28 protein-coding genes and 1 tRNA gene are annotated in these 24,117 nt (G+C 64.7%); 13 read left to right on the plus strand and 16 right to left on the minus strand.

Features of this window, described 5'->3' with window-relative positions:
* Positions 1-113: 113 nt before the first annotated feature.
* From hisD to OC450_RS23965, 6 genes are all read left to right on the plus strand, one after another.
* On the plus strand, positions 114-1,409 hold the full coding sequence (gene hisD, locus OC450_RS23940; protein WP_262048794.1) for a histidinol dehydrogenase: 1,296 nt from the start codon (positions 114-116) through the stop codon (positions 1,407-1,409).
* A complete protein-coding gene (locus OC450_RS23945; protein WP_211381133.1) occupies positions 1,406-1,903 on the plus strand; it encodes a UPF0262 family protein in 498 nt (165 codons plus the stop codon). The genes hisD and OC450_RS23945 overlap by 4 nt, the downstream gene beginning before the upstream one ends.
* Before the next feature lie 5 nt (positions 1,904-1,908).
* Positions 1,909-2,376 carry a low molecular weight phosphatase family protein gene (locus tag OC450_RS23950; RefSeq protein WP_256807323.1) on the plus strand — a complete coding sequence of 156 codons (468 nt, stop codon included), beginning with the start codon at positions 1,909-1,911 and terminating at the stop codon, positions 2,374-2,376.
* Positions 2,377-2,521: 145 nt separating this feature from the next.
* Positions 2,522-3,151, plus strand: a complete 630-nt coding sequence (locus OC450_RS23955; protein WP_211381135.1) for a Maf-like protein — start codon at positions 2,522-2,524, stop codon at positions 3,149-3,151.
* A 146-nt stretch (positions 3,152-3,297) separates the two neighbouring features.
* Positions 3,298-3,480, plus strand: a complete 183-nt coding sequence (yacG, locus tag OC450_RS23960) for a DNA gyrase inhibitor YacG (RefSeq protein WP_211382376.1) — start codon at positions 3,298-3,300, stop codon at positions 3,478-3,480.
* Positions 3,481-3,677: 197 nt separating this feature from the next.
* A tRNA-Phe gene (locus OC450_RS23965) sits at positions 3,678-3,753 on the plus strand.
* 67 nt (positions 3,754-3,820) lie between these two features.
* Here the strand turns inward: OC450_RS23965 and OC450_RS23970 are convergent.
* The 3 genes from OC450_RS23970 to OC450_RS23980 are packed head-to-tail and all read right to left on the minus strand — an operon-like array spanning position 3,821 to position 7,146.
* On the minus strand, positions 3,821-5,038 hold the full coding sequence (locus OC450_RS23970; RefSeq protein WP_211382377.1) for an SAM-dependent methyltransferase: 1,218 nt from the start codon (positions 5,036-5,038) through the stop codon (positions 3,821-3,823).
* Between the two features lie 4 nt (positions 5,039-5,042).
* Positions 5,043-5,831, minus strand: a complete 789-nt coding sequence (locus OC450_RS23975; protein ID WP_211381136.1) for a DUF1365 domain-containing protein — start codon at positions 5,829-5,831, stop codon at positions 5,043-5,045.
* 4 nt (positions 5,832-5,835) lie between these two features.
* Complete coding sequence (locus tag OC450_RS23980; protein WP_262048838.1) at positions 5,836-7,146, minus strand: NAD(P)/FAD-dependent oxidoreductase; 1,311 nt, start codon at positions 7,144-7,146, stop codon at positions 5,836-5,838.
* Between the two features lie 231 nt (positions 7,147-7,377).
* Here OC450_RS23980 and OC450_RS23985 point away from each other — a divergent pair, with 231 nt between their 5' ends.
* From OC450_RS23985 to OC450_RS23995, 3 genes are all read left to right on the plus strand, one after another.
* Positions 7,378-8,184 carry a DUF1295 domain-containing protein gene (locus OC450_RS23985; protein ID WP_262048795.1) on the plus strand — a complete coding sequence of 269 codons (807 nt, stop codon included), beginning with the start codon at positions 7,378-7,380 and terminating at the stop codon, positions 8,182-8,184.
* A 158-nt stretch (positions 8,185-8,342) separates the two neighbouring features.
* The gene (locus OC450_RS23990; protein WP_211381138.1) at positions 8,343-8,744 is read left to right on the plus strand and encodes a DUF2177 family protein; all 402 of its coding nucleotides are present in this window, start codon (positions 8,343-8,345) and stop codon (positions 8,742-8,744) included.
* Positions 8,672-9,247, plus strand: a complete 576-nt coding sequence (locus tag OC450_RS23995) for a TspO/MBR family protein (RefSeq protein WP_315986399.1) — start codon at positions 8,672-8,674, stop codon at positions 9,245-9,247. Before OC450_RS23990 ends, OC450_RS23995 begins: the two co-directional genes overlap by 73 nt.
* Before the next feature lie 57 nt (positions 9,248-9,304).
* Here OC450_RS23995 and OC450_RS24000 read toward each other — a convergent pair whose 3' ends face one another.
* From OC450_RS24000 to OC450_RS24025, 6 genes are all read right to left on the minus strand, one after another.
* Positions 9,305-9,607 (minus strand): hypothetical protein, encoded by a 303-nt coding sequence (locus OC450_RS24000; protein WP_211381139.1) that lies wholly within the window; start codon positions 9,605-9,607, stop codon positions 9,305-9,307.
* 20 nt (positions 9,608-9,627) lie between these two features.
* Positions 9,628-10,212: an RNA polymerase sigma factor gene (locus tag OC450_RS24005; RefSeq protein WP_211381140.1), complete on the minus strand. Its 585-nt coding sequence runs from the start codon at positions 10,210-10,212 to the stop codon at positions 9,628-9,630.
* Between the two features lie 78 nt (positions 10,213-10,290).
* Positions 10,291-10,938 carry a ChrR family anti-sigma-E factor gene (locus OC450_RS24010; protein WP_211381141.1) on the minus strand — a complete coding sequence of 216 codons (648 nt, stop codon included), beginning with the start codon at positions 10,936-10,938 and terminating at the stop codon, positions 10,291-10,293.
* A complete protein-coding gene (locus OC450_RS24015; protein WP_256807388.1) occupies positions 10,935-11,480 on the minus strand; it encodes a sigma-70 family RNA polymerase sigma factor in 546 nt (181 codons plus the stop codon). Before OC450_RS24015 ends, OC450_RS24010 begins: the two co-directional genes overlap by 4 nt.
* A 246-nt stretch (positions 11,481-11,726) precedes the next feature.
* Entirely contained in the window at positions 11,727-12,869 is a 1,143-nt protein-coding gene (locus tag OC450_RS24020; RefSeq protein ID WP_256807322.1) for a helix-turn-helix transcriptional regulator, read from the minus strand.
* Between the two features lie 321 nt (positions 12,870-13,190).
* Positions 13,191-13,343, minus strand: coding sequence for a hypothetical protein (locus tag OC450_RS24025; protein WP_211381143.1), 153 nt, complete (start codon positions 13,341-13,343; stop codon positions 13,191-13,193).
* 299 nt (positions 13,344-13,642) lie between these two features.
* On the opposite strand from OC450_RS24025, the gene OC450_RS24030 reads away from it, so the two are divergent.
* Genes OC450_RS24030 through OC450_RS24040 form a run of 3 tightly spaced genes read left to right on the plus strand, consistent with a single transcriptional unit; the run spans position 13,643 to position 16,317 of the window.
* On the plus strand, positions 13,643-14,305 hold the full coding sequence (locus OC450_RS24030) for an FABP family protein (RefSeq protein ID WP_211381144.1): 663 nt from the start codon (positions 13,643-13,645) through the stop codon (positions 14,303-14,305).
* A gap of 20 nt (positions 14,306-14,325) precedes the next feature.
* Positions 14,326-15,036 carry a RibD family protein gene (locus OC450_RS24035; RefSeq protein WP_211381145.1) on the plus strand — a complete coding sequence of 237 codons (711 nt, stop codon included), beginning with the start codon at positions 14,326-14,328 and terminating at the stop codon, positions 15,034-15,036.
* A 9-nt stretch (positions 15,037-15,045) separates the two neighbouring features.
* Entirely contained in the window at positions 15,046-16,317 is a 1,272-nt protein-coding gene (locus OC450_RS24040; protein WP_262048796.1) for a flavin monoamine oxidase family protein, read from the plus strand.
* A gap of 53 nt (positions 16,318-16,370) precedes the next feature.
* On the opposite strand, the gene OC450_RS24045 is transcribed toward OC450_RS24040, so the two are convergent.
* The 7 genes from OC450_RS24045 to OC450_RS24075 form a co-directional block, all read right to left on the minus strand.
* Positions 16,371-16,688 (minus strand): hypothetical protein, encoded by a 318-nt coding sequence (locus tag OC450_RS24045; protein WP_211381147.1) that lies wholly within the window; start codon positions 16,686-16,688, stop codon positions 16,371-16,373.
* Positions 16,689-16,867: 179 nt separating this feature from the next.
* Entirely contained in the window at positions 16,868-17,437 is a 570-nt protein-coding gene (locus tag OC450_RS24050; protein ID WP_256807320.1) for a cysteine hydrolase family protein, read from the minus strand.
* Between the two features lie 219 nt (positions 17,438-17,656).
* Positions 17,657-19,516 carry an ATP-binding protein gene (locus OC450_RS34335; protein WP_256807319.1) on the minus strand — a complete coding sequence of 620 codons (1,860 nt, stop codon included), beginning with the start codon at positions 19,514-19,516 and terminating at the stop codon, positions 17,657-17,659.
* Positions 19,517-19,674: 158 nt separating this feature from the next.
* Positions 19,675-20,250, minus strand: a complete 576-nt coding sequence (locus tag OC450_RS24060) for a hypothetical protein (protein ID WP_211381150.1) — start codon at positions 20,248-20,250, stop codon at positions 19,675-19,677.
* A 194-nt stretch (positions 20,251-20,444) separates the two neighbouring features.
* Entirely contained in the window at positions 20,445-21,758 is a 1,314-nt protein-coding gene (locus OC450_RS24065; protein ID WP_262048797.1) for a tetratricopeptide repeat protein, read from the minus strand.
* 15 nt (positions 21,759-21,773) lie between these two features.
* Positions 21,774-22,796: an aldo/keto reductase gene (locus OC450_RS24070; protein ID WP_211381152.1), complete on the minus strand. Its 1,023-nt coding sequence runs from the start codon at positions 22,794-22,796 to the stop codon at positions 21,774-21,776.
* Positions 22,797-22,957: 161 nt separating this feature from the next.
* Positions 22,958-23,383, minus strand: coding sequence for a PaaI family thioesterase (locus tag OC450_RS24075; protein WP_249128789.1), 426 nt, complete (start codon positions 23,381-23,383; stop codon positions 22,958-22,960).
* 67 nt (positions 23,384-23,450) lie between these two features.
* Between OC450_RS24075 and OC450_RS24080 the strand changes: the two genes are divergently transcribed.
* A complete protein-coding gene (locus OC450_RS24080; protein ID WP_372703222.1) occupies positions 23,451-24,080 on the plus strand; it encodes an NUDIX hydrolase in 630 nt (209 codons plus the stop codon).
* The last annotated feature ends 37 nt before the right edge of the window (positions 24,081-24,117 follow it).

Below are 24,117 nucleotides of genomic sequence, written 5' to 3' on the forward strand. Positions count from 1 at the left end.
CTTCGCCGGCACGACACGTCTCAAGGGTTGACGGCGGGGGGCCGCCGCGCCATTGCAGGGGGCCTTGTGACGCCAATCTGCCCCCCAAAGACCAGCCAAAAGACTGTCGTAAAATGCCCGTTCGCCTCGACCGCAGCAGCGCCGATTTTGACCAGCGATTTGCGGGCTTCCTTGCCGCCAAGCGCGAGGTGTCGGCCGACGTCGAGGCTGCCGCGCGCGGTATCGTCGACGATGTGGCGAGGCGCGGCGATGCCGCCCTGCTCGAGGCCACGGCGAAGTTCGACCGGCTGACGCTGGACGCATCCGGGCTTCGGATCACTGCCGCCGAGATCGAGGCTGCGGTCAAGGCCTGCGATGCCGCGACACTGGACGCGCTCAAGCTCGCGCGCGACCGCATCGAGACCTACCACCGCCGCCAATTGCCGAAGGACGAGCGCTTCACCGACCCGCTCGGCGTCGAGCTCGGCTGGCGCTACACCGCGATCGAATCCGCCGGCCTCTACGTCCCTGGCGGCACCGCAGCCTATCCCTCCTCGGTGCTGATGAACGCGGTGCCGGCAAAGGTCGCCGGCGTGGCGCGTCTCGTCATGGTGGTGCCGTCTCCCGACGGTAAGCTCAACCCGCTGGTGCTGGCGGCGGCCTCGCTTGGCGGCGTCACCGAAATCTACCGCGTCGGCGGTGCGCAGGCCGTGGCCGCGCTCGCACACGGCACCGCGACGATCGCGCCGGTGGCCAAGATCGTCGGACCCGGCAATGCCTATGTTGCCGCCGCAAAGCGGCTGGTGTTCGGCAAGGTCGGCATCGACATGATCGCCGGTCCCTCCGAGGTGCTGGTCATCGCCGACGATACCGGCAATGCCGACTGGATCGCTGCCGATCTGTTGGCGCAGGCCGAGCACGATGCCAGCGCGCAATCGATCCTGATCACCGACTCGCCGCGCCTTGCCGCCGATGTCGAAAAGGCGGTCGAGGCGCAGTTGAAGACGCTGCCGCGGGCCGCGATCGCCGGCGCCTCGTGGGCCGATTTCGGCGCCATCATCATGGTGAAGAACCTCGACGACGCCATTCCCCTTGCCGACGCCATTGCCGCCGAGCATCTCGAGATCATGACGACGGATCCCGACGCGCTCTCCGCCAGGATACGCAATGCCGGCGCCGTGTTCCTCGGGCCGCATACGCCGGAAGCGATCGGCGACTATGTCGGCGGCTCCAATCACGTGCTGCCGACGGCGCGCTCGGCACGGTTCTCGTCGGGTCTATCGGTGCACGATTTCCTCAAGCGCACCTCTATCCTGAAATGCGGCCCGGATCAGCTTCGTGCGCTGGGCCCGGCCGCGATGACGCTCGGTAAGGCGGAGGGGCTCGACGCCCATTCGCGCTCGATTGGATTGCGCCTCAATCTGTCATGACCCAGCCGCCCGAACATGACGACTCGACCAATCGCATCGTCGCGGTCACGCTCGATGAGGAGTCGATCGGCCGTTCCGGTCCCGACATCGAGCACGAGCGCGCGATCGCGATCTACGATTTGATCGAGCAGAATTTGTTCGCGCCTGATGGTGCCGACGGGAAGGGCCCGTTCACGCTGCATATCGGCATTACCGGCAGCCGCCTGATGTTCGACATCCGCCGCGAGGACGGCACGCCCGTGGTCGCGCATCTGTTGTCGCTGACGCCGTTCCGTCGGATCGTGAAGGACTATTTCATGATCTGCGACAGCTACTACCAGGCGATCCGCACCGCGACGCCAGACAAGATCGAGGCCATCGACATGGGCCGCCGCGGCATCCATGACGAGGGATCGCGCACGCTGCAGGAGCGGTTGAAGGGCAAGGTGCGGGTCGATTTCGAGACCTCGCGCCGGCTGTTCACCCTCATTACTGTTCTGCACTGGAAGGGCTAAGCGCGATGGCGGGTCCGCCACGCGCACGCGATCCACAATCGGTGCTGTTCGCCTGCGCCATGAACAGCGTGCGCTCGCCGATGGCCGAGAGCCTGCTGCGGCACATGTTTCCTCAAGGACTCTACGTGAAGTCGGCCGGCGCGCGGCGCGGCGAGCTCGATCCGTTCGCGGTCAGCGTGATGGCCGAGCTCGGCCAGGACATCTCCAGCCACAAGCCGCAGACCTTCGAGGAGCTGGAGGATTGGGAGGGGTTGAATTTCGACCTCATCATCACGCTCTCGCCGGAGGCGCACCACAAGGCGCTGGAGCTGACCCGCACGCTCGCCGCCGACGTCGAATACTGGCCGACGCACGATCCCACCACCACCGAAGGCAGCCGCGACCAGAAGCTCGCTGCCTATCGCGAGGTCTGCGACCAGCTCCTGATGCGCATCCGCAGGCGGTTTACGAAGGTCGGCGCGGCGAGCGGCTAGCCGTAACACCCGCGTCACAGACTGAGGGCACACGCATGTCGGAAGCCACGAATCAGTAAAGTCCGGGTTCCGGGTTGTGAAATCAGCCCCCTTCCGATAGGTTCCGCGCGCAATTCACCCCCTGCTTCATCCCCCAAATCACCTGATGCTCGGCCGCCCCAAATTCGTTCTTGCCTCCGGTTCGCCGCGGCGCCTGTCGCTGCTCAACCAGGCCGGCATCGAGCCGGACGCGCTCCGGCCGGCCGACGTCGACGAGACGCCGAAGCGGGGCGAGCTGCCGCGTGCTTGCGCCAACCGCCTCGCGCGGGCCAAGGCCGATGCGGCGCTCAAATCGGTGCAGCTGGACGACGAGCTGCGCGGCGCCTTCATCCTCTCCGCCGATACGGTTGTGGCGGTCGGCCGCCGCATCCTGCCCAAGGCCAACCTCGTCGACGAGGCCGCGCAGTGCCTGCGGCTGCTGTCGGGTCGCAACCACCGGGTCTACACCGCAATCTGCCTCGTCACGCCGCGCGAGGCCTTCCGCCAGCGCCTGGTCGAGACCCGGGTCCGCTTCAAGCGCCTGTCGGAGGATGACATCCAGGCCTATATCGGCTCCGGCGAATGGCGCGGCAAAGCCGGTGGCTACGCCGTGCAGGGCATTGCCGGCTCGTTCGTGGTGAAGATGGTGGGCTCCTACACCAACGTGGTCGGCCTTCCGCTCTACGAGACCACCACGCTGCTTGGCGGCGAGGGTTTTCCGATCCGCTTCGGCTGGCTCAACGCCACCGCGGTGTGAGCGCACTGACAAAAATCTCGAAAACAACCCCATGCAAAGTAGAATGGCCCGACCGGACTCCGGCGGGGAAGCAGGCGCCGCCGCCCGTGGAACCCGTTTGCCGACAGGCTCTTAAACTTCCTCACTCCGTACAAGCTGCCGACATGATCGACGACCACGCCAAAAAGCCCGCCGCGCCCCTCAAAACCTGCCCGATCTGCGGCAAGCCGCAGTCCGAGGCAACCCGCCCGTTCTGTTCGCCGCGCTGCCGCGACGTCGACCTGAACCGCTGGCTGAAAGGCTCCTACGTCATTCCCGGCCGGGATGATGAGGCGGATGGCGAAGAATAATTGAACAATATCAATAATTTATAGGAGTCTCCGGTTTGCCGCGCGCCAGCCGCGGCAACGCCGCCGGATCTTGTGCACAGCCGGGCCGCGCCCGGCGAAGCCTTCAGGCGAAGCCGGGTGGACAGGCAGCTTCCAGCCCACTATAAACCGCCCGCTCGATGGGCCTTGACCATCTCTTTGGCCCTCATGTCGAGCATGCCCAGGTAGCTCAGTTGGTAGAGCATGCGACTGAAAATCGCAGTGTCGGTGGTTCGATTCCGCCCCTGGGCACCATTTCCTCGCTTCCCAAGCCGATGATCGGCCTCCTCCCGGCAGAGGCAGCCGCGGTTCGATGGTCGCATCAGCTTCGGCGCGCGAATACCAGCTGCCGGACATCGATCTTTCCGGCCCTGAACCCTGCCTCGCAGTAGCACAGATAATATTCCCACAGCCGCCGGAAGGGCTCGTCAAACCCGAGCGAGGTCAGGTCCGTCCATGCCTGGCCGAAGCTCGTTCGCCAGACCGCGATCGTCTTTGCATAGTCTTGCCCAAAGACCTGCTCGCGTACCAAAGGCATTTGCACGCGTTCGCCGAGCGAGCGCAGGACATTCGGCGAAGGCAGCATGCCGCCCGGAAAAATGTATCTCTGGATGAAGTCCACGCGCCGACGGTAGCTGTCGAAGAGCTCGTCCCGGACGGTGATCGCCTGGATACCGGCAAGACCACCCGGCTTGAGCCGCTGATGCAATTGATTGAAGTACGTCGGCCAGAATGGCTCGCCGACGGCCTCGATCATCTCGATCGAGGCGATACGGTCGAACTGCCCGTCCTGATCGCGATAATCCTGCAACCGGACCTCGACGTTTTCGCCGAGCCCGGCTTCGTGGATTCGTCGGCTCGCGAATGCGTGCTGCTCCTTGCTGATGGTGAGCGCCAATACCTTTGCGCCGCAAGTCCTGGCGGCATACTCGGCAAAGCCGCCCCAGCCGCAGCCGATCTCGAGTAGGGTATGGCCGGGCCGCAGCTCGATCGCCTTCGCCAGTTGGGCGTATTTGTGCCGTTGAGCGGCGAGCAGGTCGGTCGTCTCGGGCGAGAACAATGCCGACGAGTAGGTCATGCTGGGATCGAGCCAGGCCGCAAAGAACTCGTTCCCGAGATCGTAATGCGCGTGGATGTTCAGCCGCGATCCCTGCCTCGTGTTTCGGCGCAATCGATGAAGCGCCCGCCGGCAAAGCCGGACGAGCGCACTGCCGGCAAAGGCGTTGTCGACCAGGTCGTCGTTGAGACAGAACACGTAAAGAAGCTGGGATAGATCCGGCGTGCTCCAATCGCCGCGAACGTAAGCCTCGGCCATGCCGATATCGCCGCCAAGGACCAGACTTCGCGCGAAGGCGTAGCTGTTGATCTCGACGGTCGCCGACGGACCCGGATGCGTTCCTCGCAACGCGACGGTCCTGCCGTCGGGTAGGCGAACGTCCACGGTGCCAAGCTTGAGCCGCGAAGCAAGCCGCAGGGCGAGCCGCGCGAGGAAGGGAACGTCATCGAAGCGAGCAGTCTGGTGTGTGGCTGCGAGATCCATGGCTTCACATCTGGCGTTGGTTCGGACGGGGAACGTAGGGAACATTCTTCAGCCAAAGCCGGATCGCTTCCCAATGAATGGCCGCGATGACCTTGAAGGTGACAAAGGGCAGGGTGACGAGCGTCGCCAACAGCGAGCGGCTGGTCAGCGGGCGACGTTGCCCGGAGAATGCAGCCGCAAATATTGCGCCATGCTCGTCGGTCTGCACGATCCTGACCTTCAATTGCCGGTCGGGCGGGGAAATGCTGAAGCGATAACGCGTTTGCATGTCCATGAATGGCGAGACGTAGAACTCCTTCGCCTGGCATTGTCGTATGGTACGGCCGGCAGCAGCGTCCTCTACCGGGAGGACGTAGGAATGGATTTCGCCAAAGGTGTTGCGCACCTCGTAGATCAGCAGCGCAAGATTACCGCAACTTCCATAGCAGAAGTAGATCGAAAGCGGATTGAACACGTAGCCGAAGACCCGCGGATAACATAAAAGGAGGATGCGCCCTCCCGACAGATCGATATCGCGTTGTTCGGCCAGGCTTCGCACATGGTCGCTCAAGGATGCGCCGTTGCGCTTCCCGTGATCGGACTCGTGAAAGCTGAAGGCTGAGGCGCGATTGACGCCGAACAGGCGAGACTGGCGATCCGCCTCATCGAGCCGGTCGAGGTCGATCAGCAGGTTCATGACGCGGTAGGTGAACCTGTGGTGCGCAGGCCGCATTCGCGCGTGCATCACCCTGCCCAGGTAGAGCGCGGCTGCAGATGACGTCGCCGTTCGTTCTGGAGCGCTCGTTTGCAACATCTTTCTACTCAGCAGCCTGCGCCAACGCGCCGGATCGTCGCCACGGCACGGCACTGCCGAGTGCCTCGGCGACGGCGATGCCGGAGCGCAAGCCGTCCTCGTGGAATCCATAGCCGGTCCAGGCGCCGCAGAACCAGGTGCGGCGGTGCCCCTGAATTTCGGGAAGACGCCTCTGCGCGGCGAACGCGCCCGCGTCAAATTGTGGATGCGCGAATGTGAACTTGCCGAAAGTGAGATGAGGCGCCGGCTCGCAAGGGGGATTGAGGCTGACGAATAGCGGCTTGCGGTCGTCGATGCCCTGCAGCCGGTTCATCCAATAGGTGACGGCGACGTCGTTCTGGGCAGGCGCTTCGCGTCGCCAGCGCAGGAAGTTCCAGGATGCCCATGCATTGCGGCGTTTCGGCATGAGGTTGAGGTCGCGGTGCAGATAGGCCGTGTTTGGCGCGTACCGGATCGCGCCGAGAATGGATCGCTCGCGCGGGTCGGCGTCCGACAGCATCGCCAGGGTCTGATCGCTGTGACAAGCCATCACGACGGCATCGTAGGCGTCCTCATTGCCGTGACTGTCGCGGATCGTCACACCGTGCTCGGTTCGATGGACCGACGTCACGGCACGGCCGAGCCGGATGCAGCCCTTGAAGCTGGCCGTGAGCTTCTCGACATAGCGCCGGCTGCCGCCCTGGACGGTACGCCAGCGCGGCCGATCCAGATGCAACAGCCGGTGATTGTCGAAAAAGGCGGTGAAGTTTTCCGCGGGAAAGGAGAGGATGTCGGCCGAGGGCGACGACCAGATGGCGGCTCCCATCGGTCCCAGATAATCGCTGAACAAGCGCGGGCTGAATGCTCCCTTGCGCAGATATTCGCCGAGTGTGAGGTTCTGGAGCCGGCCAGCTCGCAAGTCGGAAACGCTTTCCCTGTTGAAGCGGAGGACCTCGGCCAGCATGCGAAAATACGACGGGGAGAAGAGATTACGCGGCTGAGCGAACAGACCGGAGGCGACCTGCAGGAAGGTCTCGCCGCCGCCCCGCCATTCGAATCGGCCATGGTCTGCCGACATCGCGAAGCTCATGCATGTCTCCTCGGTTTTCACGCCCAGATGCGCGAACAGAGACGTCAGTTCCGGGTAGTTTGGCTCGTTGAACACGATGAAGCCGATGTCGACGTCGATCTGTTCGCCATCGTAGTCAACGCGCACAGTATGACTGTGTCCGCCCGGTCGCAATTCGCGTTCGTAGACCGTCACGGCATGACGTTCGGACAGGAGCCATGCGGCGGCGTTGCCGGCAATTCCCGTCCCGATCACCGCCAAACGCATGCTCTGTCGCCCCCACTGTAATACCACCAGCGACGGCCGGAACATCCGGTTTCGGGCCAATGTCGTCCGTCGCCCGGCTCGGGACAGCTCCGATCGCTGACCGGCCACATGCGCACTCAGGAAACGTCGGCACGGACGGCCTGGATCACCCCCTTTCGTCCGGCGCATGGCGGGATATGAAACCGGGGCCTGGGGCGGACGTAATGATCAGAGTTTCCTTGCGGTGAGGGCATGGGTTTCCTGCAAATACTGACCATCGCTGGCATCGCCCTGGCCCTTTCGGTGTTGATGGGGCTGGCCTGGATCGTTCAGCAGCGAACGGGCAATTCCGGGTGGGTCGATACGATCTGGACTTACTCCGTCGGCCTCGTTGGAGCGGTTGCGGCCCTTTTGCCGCTCGCCGGGGCGCTGCCAGCGCGCCAGATGCTCGTGGGTACACTCGTGCTGCTGTGGTCGGCGAGGCTCGGGACGCACATCGCGCGCCGCGCCGCGGCGGGTATCGACGATCCGCGATATGCGAGCTATGCGCAGGAATGGGGCCCACGGGCGCCGCTTCGAATGTTCGCGTTCCTGCAGTCGCAGGCGTTCGCTTCGGTGCCGCTGCCATTCGCGGTCTTCCTGGCTGCACACGCTCCACGGGCCGCCCTGGGAGTTCAGGATTATGCCGGCGCGGCCATCATGCTGGCGGCGATCGCAGGCGAGGCGGTCGCCGACGAGCAATTGCGGCGCTTCAAGCGCAACAAGGCCAACGCGGGCCTCGTCTGCGATGCCGGGCTTTGGCGCTGGTCGCGTCACCCGAACTATTTCTTCGAATGGCTCGGATGGCTCGCCTATCCGATCATCGCGCTGTCGCCGGGCTACCCATGGGGCTGGGCGAGCCTGATCGCGCCGGCGATCATGTACTGGATCCTCGTGCACGTGACCGGAATACCTCCGCTCGAGGTCCAGATGCTTCGATCCCGTGGCCACCGGTATCGGGACTATCAGGCACGAACCAGTGCTTTCTTTCCACGACCGCCAGGACCAGCGCCGGAATGATCGGACTTCGCGCCATGCGATCCGGCTCGCTGGGCCCGACAGGCCGCGCGAGCCGCGCGGAACCAGTGTGCAGCGTGATCCGGCGAGGGACTTGCGTCGTTTAAGCAGGCGTTGCCTTTGTAAAACCGGTTGCGAAGCAACCGGAGGGGAGACCGGACATGAGCTTGCTTTTCACATATCTGTCGGTGGCTGTGACCTTCGTTGCGCTCGACATGATCTGGCTCAAGACCATGGTCGAGAGACTTTACCGGCCGGTGCTGGGCGACATGTTGCGGTCTGAGCCCGACCTCGCCGCCGCTGCAGTGTTTTATCTGGCCTATCCCGTCGGTTTGATCTGGTTCGCGGTGCTGCCGGCTCAGCAAGACGGCAGCGCTCTGCGCGCTTTCACGTCCGGCGTGCTGCTGGGTTGCTTTACCTATGCGACTTACGATCTGACCAACCAGGCAACGCTGCGGAATTGGTCGACGGGGCTAACTCTTGCGGACGTGTGCTGGGGATCGTTCCTCGCCGGTGTCAGTGCCTGGATCGGATTTCTTGTCGCTCAAAGGATGGCGCATTGACCATGCATGGGGCGCACAACGGGGCGCTGGGGCAAGATGGCGAGCGGAAGCGCGGCAGATGGTCCAGATGCGCCGCTTTCCTCTGTCTCGTTCCTGCCGCGGGGCTTCTGATCGGTGTGCTCAACCGTCCGGGAGCGTGGTACGCGGCACTCAACAAGCCGTCCTTCAATCCGCCCGATGCGGTGTTCGCACCCGTCTGGACGATCCTGTTCCTGCTGATCGCCGTGGCGGGATTCCGCACCTTCGAGGCGGAGCCGCGCGGAAAGTCGATGAGATTGTGGGGCCTGCAGATGATCCTGAATTTTGCATGGTCTCCCATCTTCTTTTCGCTTCATCGCATGGACGTGGCGCTCGGCGTCATTGTTGCTTTGCTGGCCGTGATCCTCGCGTTTGTCTGGCGCCGATGGCAGACCGACCGGTTGGCAGCGATGCTTTTCATTCCCTATGCCGGCTGGGTCGGTTTTGCGACCCTGCTGAACATGTCGCTGCTCCGCCTCAATTAGGGTCGACAGCGCAGAGCTGACTTCATCGGCGTCGAGCAGGCGAGCGTGGTTCCGAATTCAAGGATCCCTCGGTGCATCGCACCCGTCAAAGGCGTCCCTGGTCTCCGCGATCTTGTCGGACAGCGACGCGAATGCGATCTGGACTCTCCGCTTTCCATCTTCGTCGAGCACGAGATGCGCGAGGTCGACCAGTCGATCGCCGAGGTGCTCCATGACGCCGAGCAAATGATCGAGGCCTTCCGCGGGCTGATCGGCTGCCAGACGGTCCACCTCTCTCACCATCTGCTCGAGCCTCGCAAGAGAGGACACAAGCGGGTCCACATGTCCACGGTTGGGGAATTCGATGATCTCTGCGGCCACGCGCGGGTTCCTCGCCTGCTTCAGGCTGCGGCCGATGCAGCAAGGCAGTCCTTGCGAACCGCCAGGAGAGTTCGGTGCAGCCAGGTCTTGATGGTGCCGACCGGCACCCCGAAGCGCCTTGACAAGCTCGCGCGGCTTTCGCCCTCGAGGTAGGCCAGAGCCACCAGCCGGCGGCGATCTTCCGGCAGACGAGCCAGCACGCCGCGCGCGATCGGTTCGGCGCGGGCGTAGTCGAAATCGTCAATCCGGGACGGATCAGCGGTGGCCGGAACCAGAAGTGCCTCGTCCAGCGCGTAAGTCGGTAGTCTCCTGGTCCGCAGATGGTCGATGGCGGTATTCCGGACGATGGCGGACATCCAGGTCATCGCTGAAGCACGGCTGCTGTCGAACCGACCCGCGTTGCGCCAGATCTTCAGATAGGTTTCCTGAAGAATGTCCTCGATGTCGTGGGGCGGAGTTCCGACGGCGAGCGCAGTCCTGCGCAGCTTGCTCCGCGTCAGCATATGCAGCTCTGCGAAGGCCCGTGCGTCGCCCGCAGAAACGCATGCCAGCAATTCGAGCAATGTTTCGCTCTGCGCCTGTCGTTCCAGGCTTAGGCCGGCCATGTCCTGTCTCCCTCGCGTTCCTTTCGAAACGCTCCGGGCTCGCCTTCGGATCACCCGGCGGAAAAGGACGCAAGCGGATCAAAGCCGCACGAATGGCCCGATCAGTCTGCCGAGCAGGCCGTTCATGCGCAGGTCGCCCGTCATTGCGACGAGGCAAACACAGGGGCCCTCGTCGCCCACGATCGGTCGATGGTCGGTCTCGTCGTCGCCATAGTCGAAATCACCCGGACCAAACCGGCCGCCTTCGTGGCTGAAGCTGCCCTCGAGCACGAGGGTCAGCTCGGTGCCGGTGTGAGTATGTTCGAGCATGCGCGTCCCCGGCGCGGACCGAAGCAGAAACGCTCGCGCCTTGCCCGAACCGGACAGCTCGATCGATCGCATGCTCAGACCCGGAGCGACGCGCCTGCGCTTGCCGATACGGTAGTTCCGCAGCGCCGCCGGAACATCCTGGTCCCTGCCACGAGCGAGATCGGCAGTCCGCGCCGCTCGTTGTTCAGGAGCGTCGTGAATTCGCGACATCACCTGCTCGAACGCATCCGATGCGACCGGCACCGGCTCGACGTCTTCGAGCGCCAAGCCGCCAAGTTGCTCGATGGCCTGCACGAACCGGCCGCACCGTGCACAACCTGCAACATGCACCCCCACCACCAATTGATGGGCCTCTTCCAACCTGCCGGCCGCAAAGTCGGCCAGAAGATCTTCCGGCGGATGATGGCTGATCGTCATGCTTCTTCGTCCAATATGTCTCTCAGGCGGTTCATCGCCAGTCTGATCCGCGATTTCACCGTTCCGAGCGGAATGCCGAGCAGGCTCGCGATTTCCGGGTGCGGCCTCTCCTCGATGAACGACAGCCGCACCACCATGGATTGCTCCGTCGAGAGCCGCTTGACGGCCGAATTGATCCGCGCGGCATCCTGCACGCGGGACATGACGGCATCCGCGGACTCGGCGGGATCCGGCGCATCGGGAAGCTCCGAAGTGCCCCGCAGTCGGTCCGCCCGCGCTCTGCTGCGGAACAAGTCGATGCGCAAGTTGCGCGCGATGGTGAATATCCATGCCGCGGCCCCTGCCGTCGCAGGATCGAACTGGCTCGCCTTCCGCCAGACGGCGATCATGGCGTTTTGAGCAATCTCCTCTGCCTCGTCGGAACTGCACCCGCCCTTCAGCATCAACCCCTTGATGCGGGGCGCGAAATGCTCGAATAGGCGCTTGAAGGCCTCCCGGTCTCCGGTCGAGGCGACGCGTCCGATCAGATCAGCCCAGTCCACCTTTGTCTTCGGCCCTTTGCTCGCGCCAGTCGACAGCCGCGCTTCAATCCTCCAGGGAAAACCAGCTTTCGCCCGGATTGGCGCATCTAAAGCTCGGATAGCAGCGATCATAGCGCCTCGACAAGCGACCTCTGGGTCTGGGAACGAACGAGGGCAGGCGCTGGATCACCGCGGAATGCTCATCGTGACATTTTCCTGAGCCTGTCGCCGGGCGGGTCCGGCCGACCGCGCCGTCATCCCCGCGCCTCACACCGGGAACGTCAGCGATTTCGCGAGCCTGACCAGGTCGACCTGGCGCCTGCAACCCGTTTTTTCGAAGACGTGAACGAGGTGGCTCTTCACGGTGCTGACGGACACGCCGAGCAATGCCGAGATCGCGTCGCGGGTGTGCCCATCGCAGATTAGCTCGAAGATGCGAATCTCGGCCGGCGTCAGGTCATAGAGTTGGTTGAGCGCATCGTGAGGCAGTCGCGGCGGGCCCGCGGCTGACGTCACGAACAGGGCGGCGGCGGCGCGCTGGACCAGACCGGATCGCATCTGGCTGCGCCGCAGCGGCAGAACGTGGACGACGAGAGGGTCGGCGCCCTGGCGAGGGATCGGAATGCCGATGCCTTTCTGGCCGAGCGTCGCCTCGTCTTTTGCGGCCTGGGCGACGGCCGACTGCAATGTGGCGGTGGTCGCCGCCGATTGAACGGCGATGCGGCCATGCCTTGCCACGATCGGATCGCCGGCCGCGAGCATCGCGGTGGCCGCGGCGTTGGCGTGAACGATGTTCGAATCCTCGTCGGCCAGGACGACGCCGACCGTCAGCGCCTCCACCGTGGCGGCGAATGTGGTGGCTTCGACCGCCTTCATGTCGAACAGGTTGCTGATCGTCACGGCACGGCGGATGTGAGGTGCGAGCAGGCGCAATCCATTGAGCTGCGCTTCGTCGATGGTGCCGGCCGATTCGTGCTGGCTGAAGATCGCATTTCCGACCATCGTCCTGTCGCGAACGAGGCCGACGGCCACGGCGTCGAACAAGCCCTTGGGCATGGCCCATTCGCGATAATAGCGGTTGCCGGCAATGATGTCCTGCCGAACGGCCTGGGATTGAACGATGGGTTCTCCGAGCGGATATTGTTGAATGCGCTCGGCGCCGCCCCAGAGCTCGATGATGTCGGCCCCATAGCCGATGCCGTTCTGTGCCATCTCGGCCAGATCGGACCCGGAGACCGCATTGACGACGGCCTTCATGTTGGTGAGGCTGGCGACCGAGAGCGCGCCGGTGGCAAAGCCGAACTCTGCGCAAATCCCGTCCAGAACTCCGGTCCAGCGTTCAGGCGCGATCACGCAATCATAGATACCGCCGATGAGGTCCGAGAACTTCTCGACCGAAGCCTGCTGCATTCCAAACTGCTCACTTCAAAGTCACTGCCGTCGCTCGACGTCCGCTCGGGCATTATCCGCGCAAGGAGGTCGTCACAATCCCATCAGCCAATGGTCTTAGCATTGCGATTCCGCGGCGCAACGGGAACGCCGAACACAAAAACTTGGGAAGCATCGGCGCCTGATTAAAACTGAGGCAGTTGTGGGCGAGGCGGCAGCGCGTAAGCTGCGATCGGGTTTGTCGGTATCAACTCGAGAAGCCCGGATGAGCGAAGCCACATCCGGGTTCTGATTCAAGGGATGCTCGCGCATGCGGCATTGCTCGTGCCGGCCGCTCGCTGATCACTTGTTCTGGATCTTGACGCCGTTGGGTCCGAGATTGATCTGGAGCCCTTCCGGCTGCTTCTTGTCCTGATAGAGGTTGTAGCCGAGGACGCCGACCACGACGACCAGCGCGCCGATAATGAGAAACAGGATGTTGCGATTGACAGGCATGATGTTTCCGTTGGGCATGGGTTATCGGCGTGCGTGCCGCGCAAGGCCTCGAACCGATGATTCCGAGTCGGCGACCGGTTTCATACGTTGTCCTGGCGGTATTCGCCAGCCGAACACCTGCCCAAAATGCCCGGTTCAGGCCAAGGGGCGTCGCCGTTGATGCCGAAGCTCTGAGATCATGAATCAAGGACCATCTGTGCATGGCTGCAACGCCAGCCGCCGCTTGCGTGGGTCATAGGTGAAGCCATGCCGCCCATCCCCGTGATATGGCTGTTCCCGCAACTTTCCGCGAGGACCCCATGCTTCCCCTTCCCGCCGATATCTTCACCGAGCCGGAGGACGTCTCGCCCGATGGCCTGGCCAATCTCGGCCCGCTTCGCCGCCTCGCCGGCGTCTGGCAGGCCGACAAGGGCGTCGACGTCAATCCGAAGGCGGAGGGGCCGGAGCGGCGGACCTTCATCGAGCATATCCGGATGGACCCGATCGATCCGCAGGCCAACGGGCCGCAGCTGCTTTACGGGCTGCGCTATCACATCCACATCAACACGCCGGAGGAAGACATCACCTTCCACGACCAGGTCGGGTACTGGCTGTGGGAACCGGCGACCGGGCTGATCATGCAGACGCTGGCGATCCCGCGCGGGCAGGTGCTGCTGGCCTCGGGCAAGGCCGGGCCCGACGACAGGAATATCTCCGTCACGGCGAAGCGTGGCGACACCGCTTACGGAATCTGCTCGACCGACTTTCTGGAACAAGCCTTCCGCACCGATGCCTACCGCTGCGACATCACCTTCAACGACGACGGCAGCTGGACCTATCTGATCCAGACCGAGTTGTTCGTGCGCGGCGCGCCGTTCAACCATCGCGACACCAACACGCTGCAGCTCATCGCGCCGCCGAAGCTCAATCCGCTTGCGGTGATCGTGAACGATCGCTCCAAGGGCGGCGGAACGGCGGCCTGACGCGCGGCGCGGAGATTTGCATGAAGCCCTACGTCATCTGTCTGATGCACTCCAGCCTGGACGGACGCACGCATCCGAGCCGCTGGCGCCCGAAGGGCGCGGGCACGGACTGGTTCGAGAAGGTCCACGATGAGCTCGGCGGCGATGCCTGGGTGATCGGCCGCGTCACCGGTTCGGAGTTCGCCAAGGGCAAGCCCTATCTCGAGACGTCGAACGAAAAGCTCCCGCGCCAAAACTGGTTCGCGCGGCGCGATGCCGAGACCTATGGCGTCGTGCTCGACGCGCAGGGCAAGATCGGCTGGGGCCGCTCCGATATCGGCGGCGATCCGATCGTCGTGGTGCTGACCGAGAGCGTGCCGGATTCTCATCTCGTGGGCCTGCGCGGTGAGGGTGTCTCCTACATCTTCGCGGGCAAGTCCGAGATCGACCTGGCACTGGCGCTCGACATTCTCGCCCGCGAGCTCGGGGTGAAGCGTCTGCTGGTGGAAGGCGGCGGCGTCGCCAATGGCGCGTTCCTGCGCGCCGGCCTGATCGACGAGTTCAACCTGATCCTCAGTCCCGCGATCGATGGCGCCAGGGGCGCGCCCTTCGTGTTCGACTCCTCCGACTCCGACAGCGACCATCGTGCGCCGCTGACTGCGATGACGCTGGAGAGCGTGCGGGAGCTCGGCGGCGGTGTCCTGCTGCTGCGGTATCTGATCGACAACGACGCGCAAGCTGCGAGCCGGTAAGAGCGCGGCATGTTAGATACGTCAGAGCACATCGTCATCGTCGGCGCCGGCGCGGCCGGCCTGATGGCGGCGCGCGAGCTGGCGCGTGCCGGCCGCAAGGTGACGATCCTGGAGGCGCGCGAGCGTTGCGGCGGACGCATCCATCCGCTGCCGGCGTCGGAGTTCGGCTATCCCGCCGACGGCGGCGCCGAATTCGTCCATGGCGAGGCGCCGGTCACGCGCGCTTTGCTGCGCGAGGCCGGGCTGTCCCTGCAGAGGATCGACGGCGAGCAGTGGAGTTTCGACGGTGCGAACATCTTGCGCGAGGATCGCCACGATCCGCACGTGGCGGAGCTGCAAGCCGCGCTTCGGGACCTCAAGGACGACCTCACCGTCGCCGATTTCCTGCGCCGGCATTTTGCCGGAGATGATTACGCGCCGATGCGCCATTCGATCGAGCGCATGGTCGAGGGCTACGATGCGGCCGACCCCGAGCGCGCCTCGACGCTGGCGCTGCGCGAGGAATGGATGGATGGCGGGCACTCTGCGCAGGCGCGCATCGATGGCGGCTATGGTGCGCTGATCGGCTTCCTGGCGGCCGAGTGCCGCAGGCGCGGGGTTGCGATCCGGCTTGGTCGTGCGGTGTCGGCGATCGAGGAGGCGAGCGGCGCGATTGCCGTGCGCTGCGCCGGCGGCGATGTGCTTACCTGCGATCGCGTGATCCTCACCGTGCCGCTGCCGCTGCTGCGCGAGATCGCGCTGCCGGGCGGCGCGCGCGCGAAGGCGGCGGCTGCCGCCGATATCGGCTTCGGCAATGTCGTCAAGATCCTGCTGCGCTTCGGACGGCCGTGGTGGCGCGAACGCAGGCAGGAGCTCGCGGGCATGACCTTCCTGCTGTCGGACCAGACGATCCCGGTGTGGTGGACGCAAAATCCGAACCAGCATCACGTGCTCACCGGCTGGTCCGGCGGCCCGGGCACGGCGACGCTGTCGCAACTCGATCCGCAAGGGCTGATCGATGCCGGGATCGATTCGCTCGCGGCCGTCTTCAAGCGGCCACGCGAGGACATCGCGGGCGATCTCGTGGCGGCCGCCGCGACCAATTGGGCGCACGATCCATTCGCCGGCGGCGCCTATTCCTGGGCAACGCCGCGGACGCGCGAGGCGCAAACGATCCTCGCGCGTGCCGACGGCGCGGTGCTGTTCTCCGGGGAGGCGCTCTATCGCGGAGCCGACATGGGCACGGTCGAGGCGGCGCTGGCGAGCGGTCTGGGGACCGCGGGGACGATCTTGCGAGGATAGTGCCTCGTGAGCGAGTATCGGAAAAAAGGCCCGCATTGCGCGGGCCTTTCATCTTACCAGCGGCTGCCGCCGAAGCCGAAACTCACGCTGGGACCGCCGCCGTAATATCCGTACGGTCCCCCGCCGTAATAGCCGTGGTGGCGCGGGTAATAGCCGTAGCTCCGGTAGTGCGGACGGTAATAGCCGTGATGATGGCGAGGACGCCAGTGATGGCGATAGCCGTGATGGTGGTGCCTGTGCTGCGCACTGATGTCGGTCGATTGGCCGGCCTGCGCGTTCTGCCTCGCGCTCGAATTATTGGCCGCGTTCGCCGCCGAACCGCCGGCAAGCGCCGCCGCACCGATGGCCATCGCGACTATGAGATACTTCATGTCATCACTCCAGTTGAATGTCGTGTGACAACACATGGGCATCCGGCGCGTTCCGGCGAGTGCGGGCGTCGAAACGACGCAGATGTCAGTTCCGATTCGCGCGTGAAGGGTGGAACGTCGGGCGATCTATCGTCGCATGGCCGCGGTCGCCATGTAATCGCCTTGCAATCGCCTTGCTGTTACGCCGCTCCGAGCGCAGCGATGACCTCGCCCGCGGTGACGATGCGGGCGAACTCTCCGTCGAGGTTCGACAGCGTCATCGCATGGATCGCCTCGGCCGAATGCGCATCGCCATCGGGGCCGACGCGATCGAACGTCCAGGTCGCGTCGCGCACGAGCCTGGTGTCGAAGCCGAGATTGCCGGCCATGCGTGTCGTCGTCTCGACGCAATGATTGGTGGTGGCGCCGCAGATGACGACCGTCGCGATGTTGCCTGCGCGCAGGCGCTGTTCGAGGTCGGTGCCGATGAAGGCGCTGTTGACGCGCTTGACGATCACGGCTTCGCCGGGCTGTTCGCGCGCCTCGTCCTTGACGACGTAGCCGGGGTCCGTCGGCAGGAATGACGAGGACGGCTTGGTACCCTCATGGCGGATGTGGAAGACGGGCGCGCCGCTCGCCCTGAACGCCTTCAGGAGATCGGCGATGCGCGCGGCCGCGTCCGGATTGTTGCGACGCTTGCCCGCCGCCTCCCACTGGTCGAACGCGCACTGGACGTCGACGACGATGAGGGCAGGGAGGGAGCTGGTCATGGAGAGCGGATTCCGATTTGTCGCGCCGAGTATGCGAGGCGCCGGCTGGCGCAGGCAACGCCGAATTTCCCTCGTTTCGTGACGGCGCGAAACCGCTCACGGATGCGGGTGGGGGAAGCCGTGGCGCTCGGACAGCGCGGTGAGGATCGCGTCCTTGTCGGCGATGAGGGCGCGGCCGTGATGGCTGCCGGTCTGGTTCGGCGAGGTCGTCCCCCTCGATCAGCGCGCAATGCCTGCGAGCGGCAGGCTGATATGAAAGACGGCGCCTCCTGTCGGCGCGTTCTCGGCCCAGATGCGCCCGCCATGTGCCTCGATGATCGTGCGCGTGATCGAGAGGCCGATGCCCATGCCCTGCGTCTTGGTCGTGAAAAACGGCTTGAAGATTTCGGCCACCTTTTCCGTAGAGATGCCGTCGCCGGCATCCGCGATGGAGACCATGGCCTGATTGTCGCTTGCGAGGCTGGTTCGACCGACGATGCGTCGCCGATCCTCCGGCAGGTCGGTCACCGCATCGATGGCATTCATGACCAGGTTCAGAATGGCCTGCTGCAGCTGCACCTTGTCGGCATTGACGCGGATATCCGAGGACGATGGGTCGGTCGCGAGCGCGACGTCGTAGGTCAGGGCCTGGATCGATAGGAACCGAAACACCTCGCCGACCGTCGCGTTGAGGTCGAGCTCGCGGCGTTCTGTGGGGACTCTCTTCAGAAACGAGCGCAGCCGAACCACGATCTCGCTTGCGCGCCGATCGTCGCGGCGAATATCACCCAGTATATCCCTGACGACGCCGAGGTCAGGAGCCGGCGCCTGCAACACCTGCTCGGCGGTCTCAGCATTGATCAGAATGGCGGCGAGCGGCTGGCTCAGCTCGTGCGCGATCGAGGCAGACATCTCGCCTGCGGTCGCACGGCGGTTCATGTGGGCAAGCTCCGACATGCGCTGGCGTGCCTCGACCTCCGCCAGAAATCTCAGCCTGCGCTCGCGCAGGAGGATGGCGATCATCATCGTCTGCGCCAGCACCACGCCTGCGCTGATCATGACGCGCCAGTAATACTGCTCCCAGAAGCTCGGTTCCCGGAAACGCACCTGGCTACCCGGGGGCAGATGGGCTTCGTCCACATTCCAGAGCTTGAGCTGTCGCCAGTCGAAGATCGGCTTCACGTTGTCTCCGGCAACGGGCGGGATGCTCGACGGCGCTTCGCCGCCGAGAATCCGCATGGCCACTTGGCCGGCTTCCCGTCCAATGGTTTCGGGCAGCAGCAGGAAGCCGCCAACTCCCGTCCGCCCAAGAAATGTATCGGAGGTGATGATGATCGGGCGGTTCGCGTGCTCGGCGACGCGCGCAAGCGCCGCGGCCGGCAGATAGTAGGTGCCTTCGCCGTCGGAATACATCGCCGAGGTCAGGATTGCAGAGCGCGGGGGCAGGGAGCGGACCCGTTCGCGCACCTCCCGCATCACCCTGTCGGACAGATCGATAACCTCGAGATCCGGCATCGCGGCCGCGAATTCTTGCTTCCAGTGGCCGTATGTCAGCGGATTTTTCCATGCCTCGCCCACGAGGACGACGCTAGTCAGGTCGGGGACGACAGCGCGTGCCGCAGTCAGCAACTGCGTCGGTAGCACCTTGGCGAAGATCGCGGTCGTGCCGGGCAGAAACAGCGCGCGCACCTCGGGCAGATCGGGCACGAAGCCGTAAACCACGGGTGCGGCGGGCCAGATGTCGTGCTTGCGTCCCTGAAGGAATTTCGCCGATGCGACGCCGATCGAGACGATGACGTCGATCGACCGGTGCGCGTATTTGGTCTTGAGATGACCGACCAGGCTCTCCTCGTAGTCCGGTCCCGGGAAACGGGCGAGATCGAGGCTTTCGCCGTAGATCACGGTATGGATATGTCCATTGTCCTTCGCGGCGGTGCGGATACCGGCAAAAATCTCCGAATAGAACGGCGAACGAAAGTCGGCGTCTTCCAGCACCAGGATCGAGCGCTGCCCCGGACCGTCGGCTGCAGCGCATTCATGCGCCAGGCTTGCGAACAGGCAGACGATCAGGATCCGCTTGATCGCGATGATCGTTCGCATTGCTGGGTTGGCCTGTGGTTTGCTGCCGGCGCCTCCTCGAGGAGGACGCATCCGAGCATACCTGCCGGTCCCATAGTTTCAACGAAAGGATGTGATCCGGCGGTGCCGCGCAGGCGGCAGTTCGCCTCGCCCGCATGCAGAGCGGTAAGGAAGGACCGTTACTTGAACGGATCCTGGATCGACGGCGCCGATTGCCTGATACGGCGCACGCTCACCGGCGTACCGTCGGAGACGAACAGCAGTTCGTAGCGGCGGCCCTCGCTGTCGGTGGCAGAGCAGGTGACATCAGTCACCTTCCTGGCGGCAAAATTGCCGGTCTGGCGGCAGATGCCGGTGGAGGTCTGCTCCGCCGGCACCGGCAGGCCGTCGACCTTGGGGCGGTCCTTGGAATTGAGCAGCATGCGGTCGATCGGCAGCTCGTAGGAATTGTCGTCGGCGCGCTTGCCGTTCTCGCCGGAGAACGACACGACGTGATTCTCGTCTGTGGGGTCGTCGACCGCGACCGCGAAATTGACCCGCCCCCCGTCACCATGGGCGTAGGCGACCGTCTTGCAGGCGAACGTGCGCCCGGCCACCTTCAGCGTCTTGCAGTGGCCGGACATCAGCGCCAGCAGGTCGACGAAAGCGTTTGGGGCCGGAGGGTTGTTGACGGGAATCGGCAAGGAAGACTCGCCAAAACAAGGGCTTGCGAGAGCGATGAGTGTTGCAGCCAGGACCGGTCGGCGGAGGCGCATCGTCAGGCTCGTATGCCAGGGGCCACGGAAAAGGTCCGTCCAACAACCATTGAACCGCAAATTGGTTGCGATCCCGTTCGTCCGGCCATGCCTCTCTGGAATACCACCGTGCCACCCATCGGCGATCAGACCGATCGCGCCAACCCCGCCCTAGCAGGCACTTGCCGCCAGGCCGATGTTTTTTTCGTGGCAAACTAGCCCATCGCCGCCTGCCAGCGCGTATCCCGGAGCGAGGGCCGGCGGTGCAGGCGGGCATCGAGCAGCGCGCGGGCGCGGGGCAACTCGCCGCTGCGCATGAGGGCGACGACAAAAGTGTCCTCGATCAGCTCGCGCTGGGCGTGGCTGCCGCCGATGCGCACGACGTCAGCGAGAACCGGCGTGAGCATTTGCACGCATGCCGCGTAATCCTCGTCGGCAAAGGCCGCCAGCGCGCGGCAGATCGCCGGCACCACGGGGCCGGCCGGCAGCTTGCCGTCAGCGAGCCGTTGCTCGATCACGGTGAGCCGCGCGGCGAGCGCCTCGCGGTTTTGCGTTGCCGCGGCGAACAGCGCCATGTGGACGTCGGCAAAGGGCAGGCTCGATTTCGGAAACAGTCTTTGCGCGGTGGCATCGGCATCGCGCCAAAGTGCCTCCGGCACCGTGTGGCCGTAAGCCGACAGGCGCCACAAAAGCGACGCGCCATCGGTGATGACGTTGAGCGGCGGCGCTTGCGTGGCGGAAGGCTGGAGCACGTCGGCATAGATCGCAAGCGCGCGGGCCGCATCGCCATGCTCGAGCGCGCCGAGCGCCTGATGCCAGCGGATGTGGCCGTGCAGGATTCCGGCGCGGTCGTAGGAGGGGATCCATTCGTCGACGAGCCGGTCGGCCGCCTCGATCGAGCCGTCCTCGAACATCGCATGCAACACCGCGTGCGCGGCATGGGCGTTCTGACGTCGCAGGTCGAAGCCGCGCTCGGTGACGCCGCGGCCGCGCGCGACGTCGCCGTTCTCGGTCATCGCCCAGCCGGACATGGTCAGAAACCACCAGTCCTCGCCATAGTGATGCGCAAGGCGCTCGCACAGTTCGTGCCGCGCGCGGTCGTGATCGGCCATGCCGGAAAAGGCGAACAGGCCGAACGCGCCGAGCGGCAGCGACAGCACCACGGCATCGCGCGGCCACGCCTCGATGTGCTGCATCGTCGCCGCGACCGCCTCGGGCAGCCGGCCCTCGATCGCCAGCGCCAGCGCCTCGACATGCGAGCGTTCGCGATCGGTGCCGCGTCTTGCCGCGAGCTCGCGCGCGAGCGCCGCCTTCTGCCGTGCCAGATCGCCCTGCTGATAGAAGGCATGGACGCGGGCGCGGGCGATATGGGCCAGCGCAAAATCCGGATCGGCCGCGATCGTGCGCTCCAGCGTCTCCGCCGTGCCGGTCCAGCCAGCGAGCATGTGGTCGACACCTTCGCGATAGGCGTTTGCTGCCTCATCCGAAGAGGTGGAGAGCGGCAGGCCGTAGCGGTCTTCAAGCGCCATCGTCGTCTCCGCGATTCAAGCCGTCCGTGCGCGGCGGCCCTCGATCGGATAGGCCGGGTCGTTATAGCCAGGCGTCGAGGGATGACCCGGAACGACCAGCCTGTCGATCAGCGCTTCGTCGTCCGCCGTGAAGCGATAGTCGAGCGCGCCCGTGTAGCCGTTCCATTGCTCCTCCGTGCGCGGGCCGGCGACGATCGAGGAGACAAAGGCGGAGTTCAGCACCCAGGCGACCGCGAACTGACCGGCGGTGATGCCCTTCTTCTCGGCGTGGGTCTTGATCTCCTGCGCGAGCTGGAGCGATTCCGGCCGCCATTCGGTCTGCATCATGCGGGTGTCGTTACGGCCCGCGCGCGTCTCCTTGTCCGGGACTGCATCCGGCTTGTATTTGCCGGTGAGCACGCCGCGCGCCAGCGGGCTGTAGGGCACGATGCCGAGGCCGTAATAGGAACAGGCCGGAAAGTGCTCGACCTCCGGCATGCGGTTCATCGCGTTGTAATAGGGCTGGCTCACCGCGGGTCTGTCGATGCCGAGCCGGTCACAGATGTTGCAGATCTCGGCGACGCGCCAGGCGCGGTAGTTCGAGACGCCGAAATAGCGCACCTTGCCGGCGCGGATCAAATCGCCCATCGCGCGCACCGTCTCTTCCAGCGGCGTCGCATGATCTTCCTTGTGCAGATAATAGACGTCGATGTGATCGGTGCCGAGCCGCTTCAGGCTTTCGTCGGCGGCCTGCAGCACCCAGCGCCGCGACAGGCCGGCGCGGTTGGGATCGTTGCCCGCACCATTGTTCATGGGATTGGCGAGCTTGGTGGCGAGCACCCAGGCGTGACGGTTGCCGGCGATGGCGCGTCCCACCACCTCCTCGGATCCACCTTTCGAATAGGCGTCCGCCGTGTCGATGAAATTGATGCCTGCCTCGTGCGCCTTCGCGATGATCCGCTTCGACGTGGCTTCATCCGTCGGCCCGCCGAACATCATGGTGCCCAAACAGATTGGCGACACTTTCAGGCCGCTGCGGCCGAGTTGGCGGTATTGCATGGGCTGTTTCCTCGACTTTATCGGAAGCTTCAGCATAGCCGCCCGGTTCGGTCATTGCGAGCGCAGCGAAGCAGTCCAGGAATGCGTCATCTCTCGTCGTCCCGGCCTTCGCCGGGACGACAGCTGTGGGTGGGGAGCGCGGTGGCAGTATGACCGGCCGCCTACTCCGGCCCCTTCAATATCTTGAAGACGCCATTCGCCATCACCACGCAGCGGTCTTCAACCAACACCTCCGTGCTCATGAAGATCAGGCTGCGCGTCGTCCGCACCACGCGCGGGCGGGAGATCAGGATGTCGCCGATCTTGCCGGCTTCGACGAAATGGGTGTCGAGCTGCACCGTCGCCATGTAGTGCTTGCCTGTCTCGTAGCGGGCGGTCATGCCGCAGGTGCGGTCGGCGAAGGTCATCATCACGCCGCCCTGGACCATGCCGCGGCGGTTGTGGTGCTTGTCCTCGGTGGCCAGCGCGAACTCGTAGTGGCCATCGACCTTGCGTTCCCAGAGCGGGCCGATGAGGTGAATGAAACCGCTGGTGTCGACGATCGTCCAGCCGTCTGATTTGAGCTTTGCGGCGGTCTTGTCGATCATCGCCCAGTCCATCCTTGCACGCGTCTTTCTCCTCGTTTCATCAGATGCAGTCCTGGTGTAGTCAAGCATCATGAGAGCTTTCGATGATGCCACCAGACGGAATATCGCAGACGCCTGCGCGTCCTTCGCGCGGCTGCCTGACGAGGCCGAGCCGTCCAAGTTGAAGCGTGCTGCGGTGGTGCTTGCGCTGACCGCATCCGATGAAGGCGACGACACCGCCTTCCTGCTCACGCTGCGCGCATCGCATCTACGTGCCCATCGCGGCCAATGGGCCTTGCCGGGCGGACGCTGCGACGCCGGCGAGACACCGGTCGAGGCGGCGCTGCGCGAGCTCGACGAGGAGCTTGGCCTTCGCCTCACCGGCGCAGAGGTACTCGGCACGCTCGACGATTATCCGACCCGCTCGGGCTATCTGATCACACCGGTCGTGGTCTGGGCCGCCGATAGCGCGGCGATCAAGCCAAACCCGGACGAGGTGGCTTCGGTCCACCGCATCGCGCTCGCGACGATCGAACGCACTGAGGCCTTCGATTTCGTCGCGATCCCCGAGAGCACGCGCCGCGTCATCCGTTTCCATCACCAGGCGAGCCTGATCCACGCGCCGACGGCGGCGCTGATCTACCAGTTCCGCGAGGTGCTGGCGGGACGGCATACCCGTGTCACCGAGCTGGAACAGCCGGTGTTCGCCTGGAAGTGACGATGGTAAACGGCGCGTTAACGTGACGGTTACCGGA

Origin of the sequence: Bradyrhizobium sp. Bra78 (assembly GCF_024519855.1) — a bacterium.
Lineage (GTDB): Bacteria > Pseudomonadota > Alphaproteobacteria > Rhizobiales > Xanthobacteraceae > Bradyrhizobium > Bradyrhizobium japonicum_G.

Bases quoted from the DNA above. Each gene is read 5' to 3' on its own strand.
- hisD (WP_262048794.1), top strand. From the start codon at position 114: ATGCCCGTTCGCCTCGACCGCAGCAGCGCCGATTTTGACCAGCGATTT.
- OC450_RS23945 (WP_211381133.1), top strand. From the start codon at position 1,406: ATGACCCAGCCGCCCGAACATGACGACTCGACCAATCGCATCGTCGCG.
- OC450_RS23950 (WP_256807323.1), top strand. From the start codon at position 1,909: ATGGCGGGTCCGCCACGCGCACGCGATCCACAATCGGTGCTGTTCGCC.
- OC450_RS23955 (WP_211381135.1), top strand. From the start codon at position 2,522: ATGCTCGGCCGCCCCAAATTCGTTCTTGCCTCCGGTTCGCCGCGGCGC.
- OC450_RS23970 (WP_211382377.1), bottom strand. From the start codon at position 5,038: ATGGATCTCGCAGCCACACACCAGACTGCTCGCTTCGATGACGTTCCC.
- OC450_RS23975 (WP_211381136.1), bottom strand. From the start codon at position 5,831: ATGTTGCAAACGAGCGCTCCAGAACGAACGGCGACGTCATCTGCAGCC.
- OC450_RS23980 (WP_262048838.1), bottom strand. From the start codon at position 7,146: ATGCGTTTGGCGGTGATCGGGACGGGAATTGCCGGCAACGCCGCCGCA.
- OC450_RS23985 (WP_262048795.1), top strand. From the start codon at position 7,378: ATGGGTTTCCTGCAAATACTGACCATCGCTGGCATCGCCCTGGCCCTT.
- OC450_RS23990 (WP_211381138.1), top strand. From the start codon at position 8,343: ATGAGCTTGCTTTTCACATATCTGTCGGTGGCTGTGACCTTCGTTGCG.
- OC450_RS24005 (WP_211381140.1), bottom strand. From the start codon at position 10,212: ATGGCCGGCCTAAGCCTGGAACGACAGGCGCAGAGCGAAACATTGCTC.
- OC450_RS24010 (WP_211381141.1), bottom strand. From the start codon at position 10,938: ATGACGATCAGCCATCATCCGCCGGAAGATCTTCTGGCCGACTTTGCG.
- OC450_RS24020 (WP_256807322.1), bottom strand. From the start codon at position 12,869: ATGCAGCAGGCTTCGGTCGAGAAGTTCTCGGACCTCATCGGCGGTATC.
- OC450_RS24025 (WP_211381143.1), bottom strand. From the start codon at position 13,343: ATGCCTGTCAATCGCAACATCCTGTTTCTCATTATCGGCGCGCTGGTC.
- OC450_RS24030 (WP_211381144.1), top strand. From the start codon at position 13,643: ATGCTTCCCCTTCCCGCCGATATCTTCACCGAGCCGGAGGACGTCTCG.
- OC450_RS24035 (WP_211381145.1), top strand. From the start codon at position 14,326: ATGAAGCCCTACGTCATCTGTCTGATGCACTCCAGCCTGGACGGACGC.
- OC450_RS24040 (WP_262048796.1), top strand. From the start codon at position 15,046: ATGTTAGATACGTCAGAGCACATCGTCATCGTCGGCGCCGGCGCGGCC.
- OC450_RS24045 (WP_211381147.1), bottom strand. From the start codon at position 16,688: ATGAAGTATCTCATAGTCGCGATGGCCATCGGTGCGGCGGCGCTTGCC.
- OC450_RS24050 (WP_256807320.1), bottom strand. From the start codon at position 17,437: ATGACCAGCTCCCTCCCTGCCCTCATCGTCGTCGACGTCCAGTGCGCG.
- OC450_RS34335 (WP_256807319.1), bottom strand. From the start codon at position 19,516: ATGCGAACGATCATCGCGATCAAGCGGATCCTGATCGTCTGCCTGTTC.
- OC450_RS24060 (WP_211381150.1), bottom strand. From the start codon at position 20,250: ATGCGCCTCCGCCGACCGGTCCTGGCTGCAACACTCATCGCTCTCGCA.
- OC450_RS24065 (WP_262048797.1), bottom strand. From the start codon at position 21,758: ATGGCGCTTGAAGACCGCTACGGCCTGCCGCTCTCCACCTCTTCGGAT.
- OC450_RS24070 (WP_211381152.1), bottom strand. From the start codon at position 22,796: ATGCAATACCGCCAACTCGGCCGCAGCGGCCTGAAAGTGTCGCCAATC.
- OC450_RS24075 (WP_249128789.1), bottom strand. From the start codon at position 23,383: ATGATCGACAAGACCGCCGCAAAGCTCAAATCAGACGGCTGGACGATC.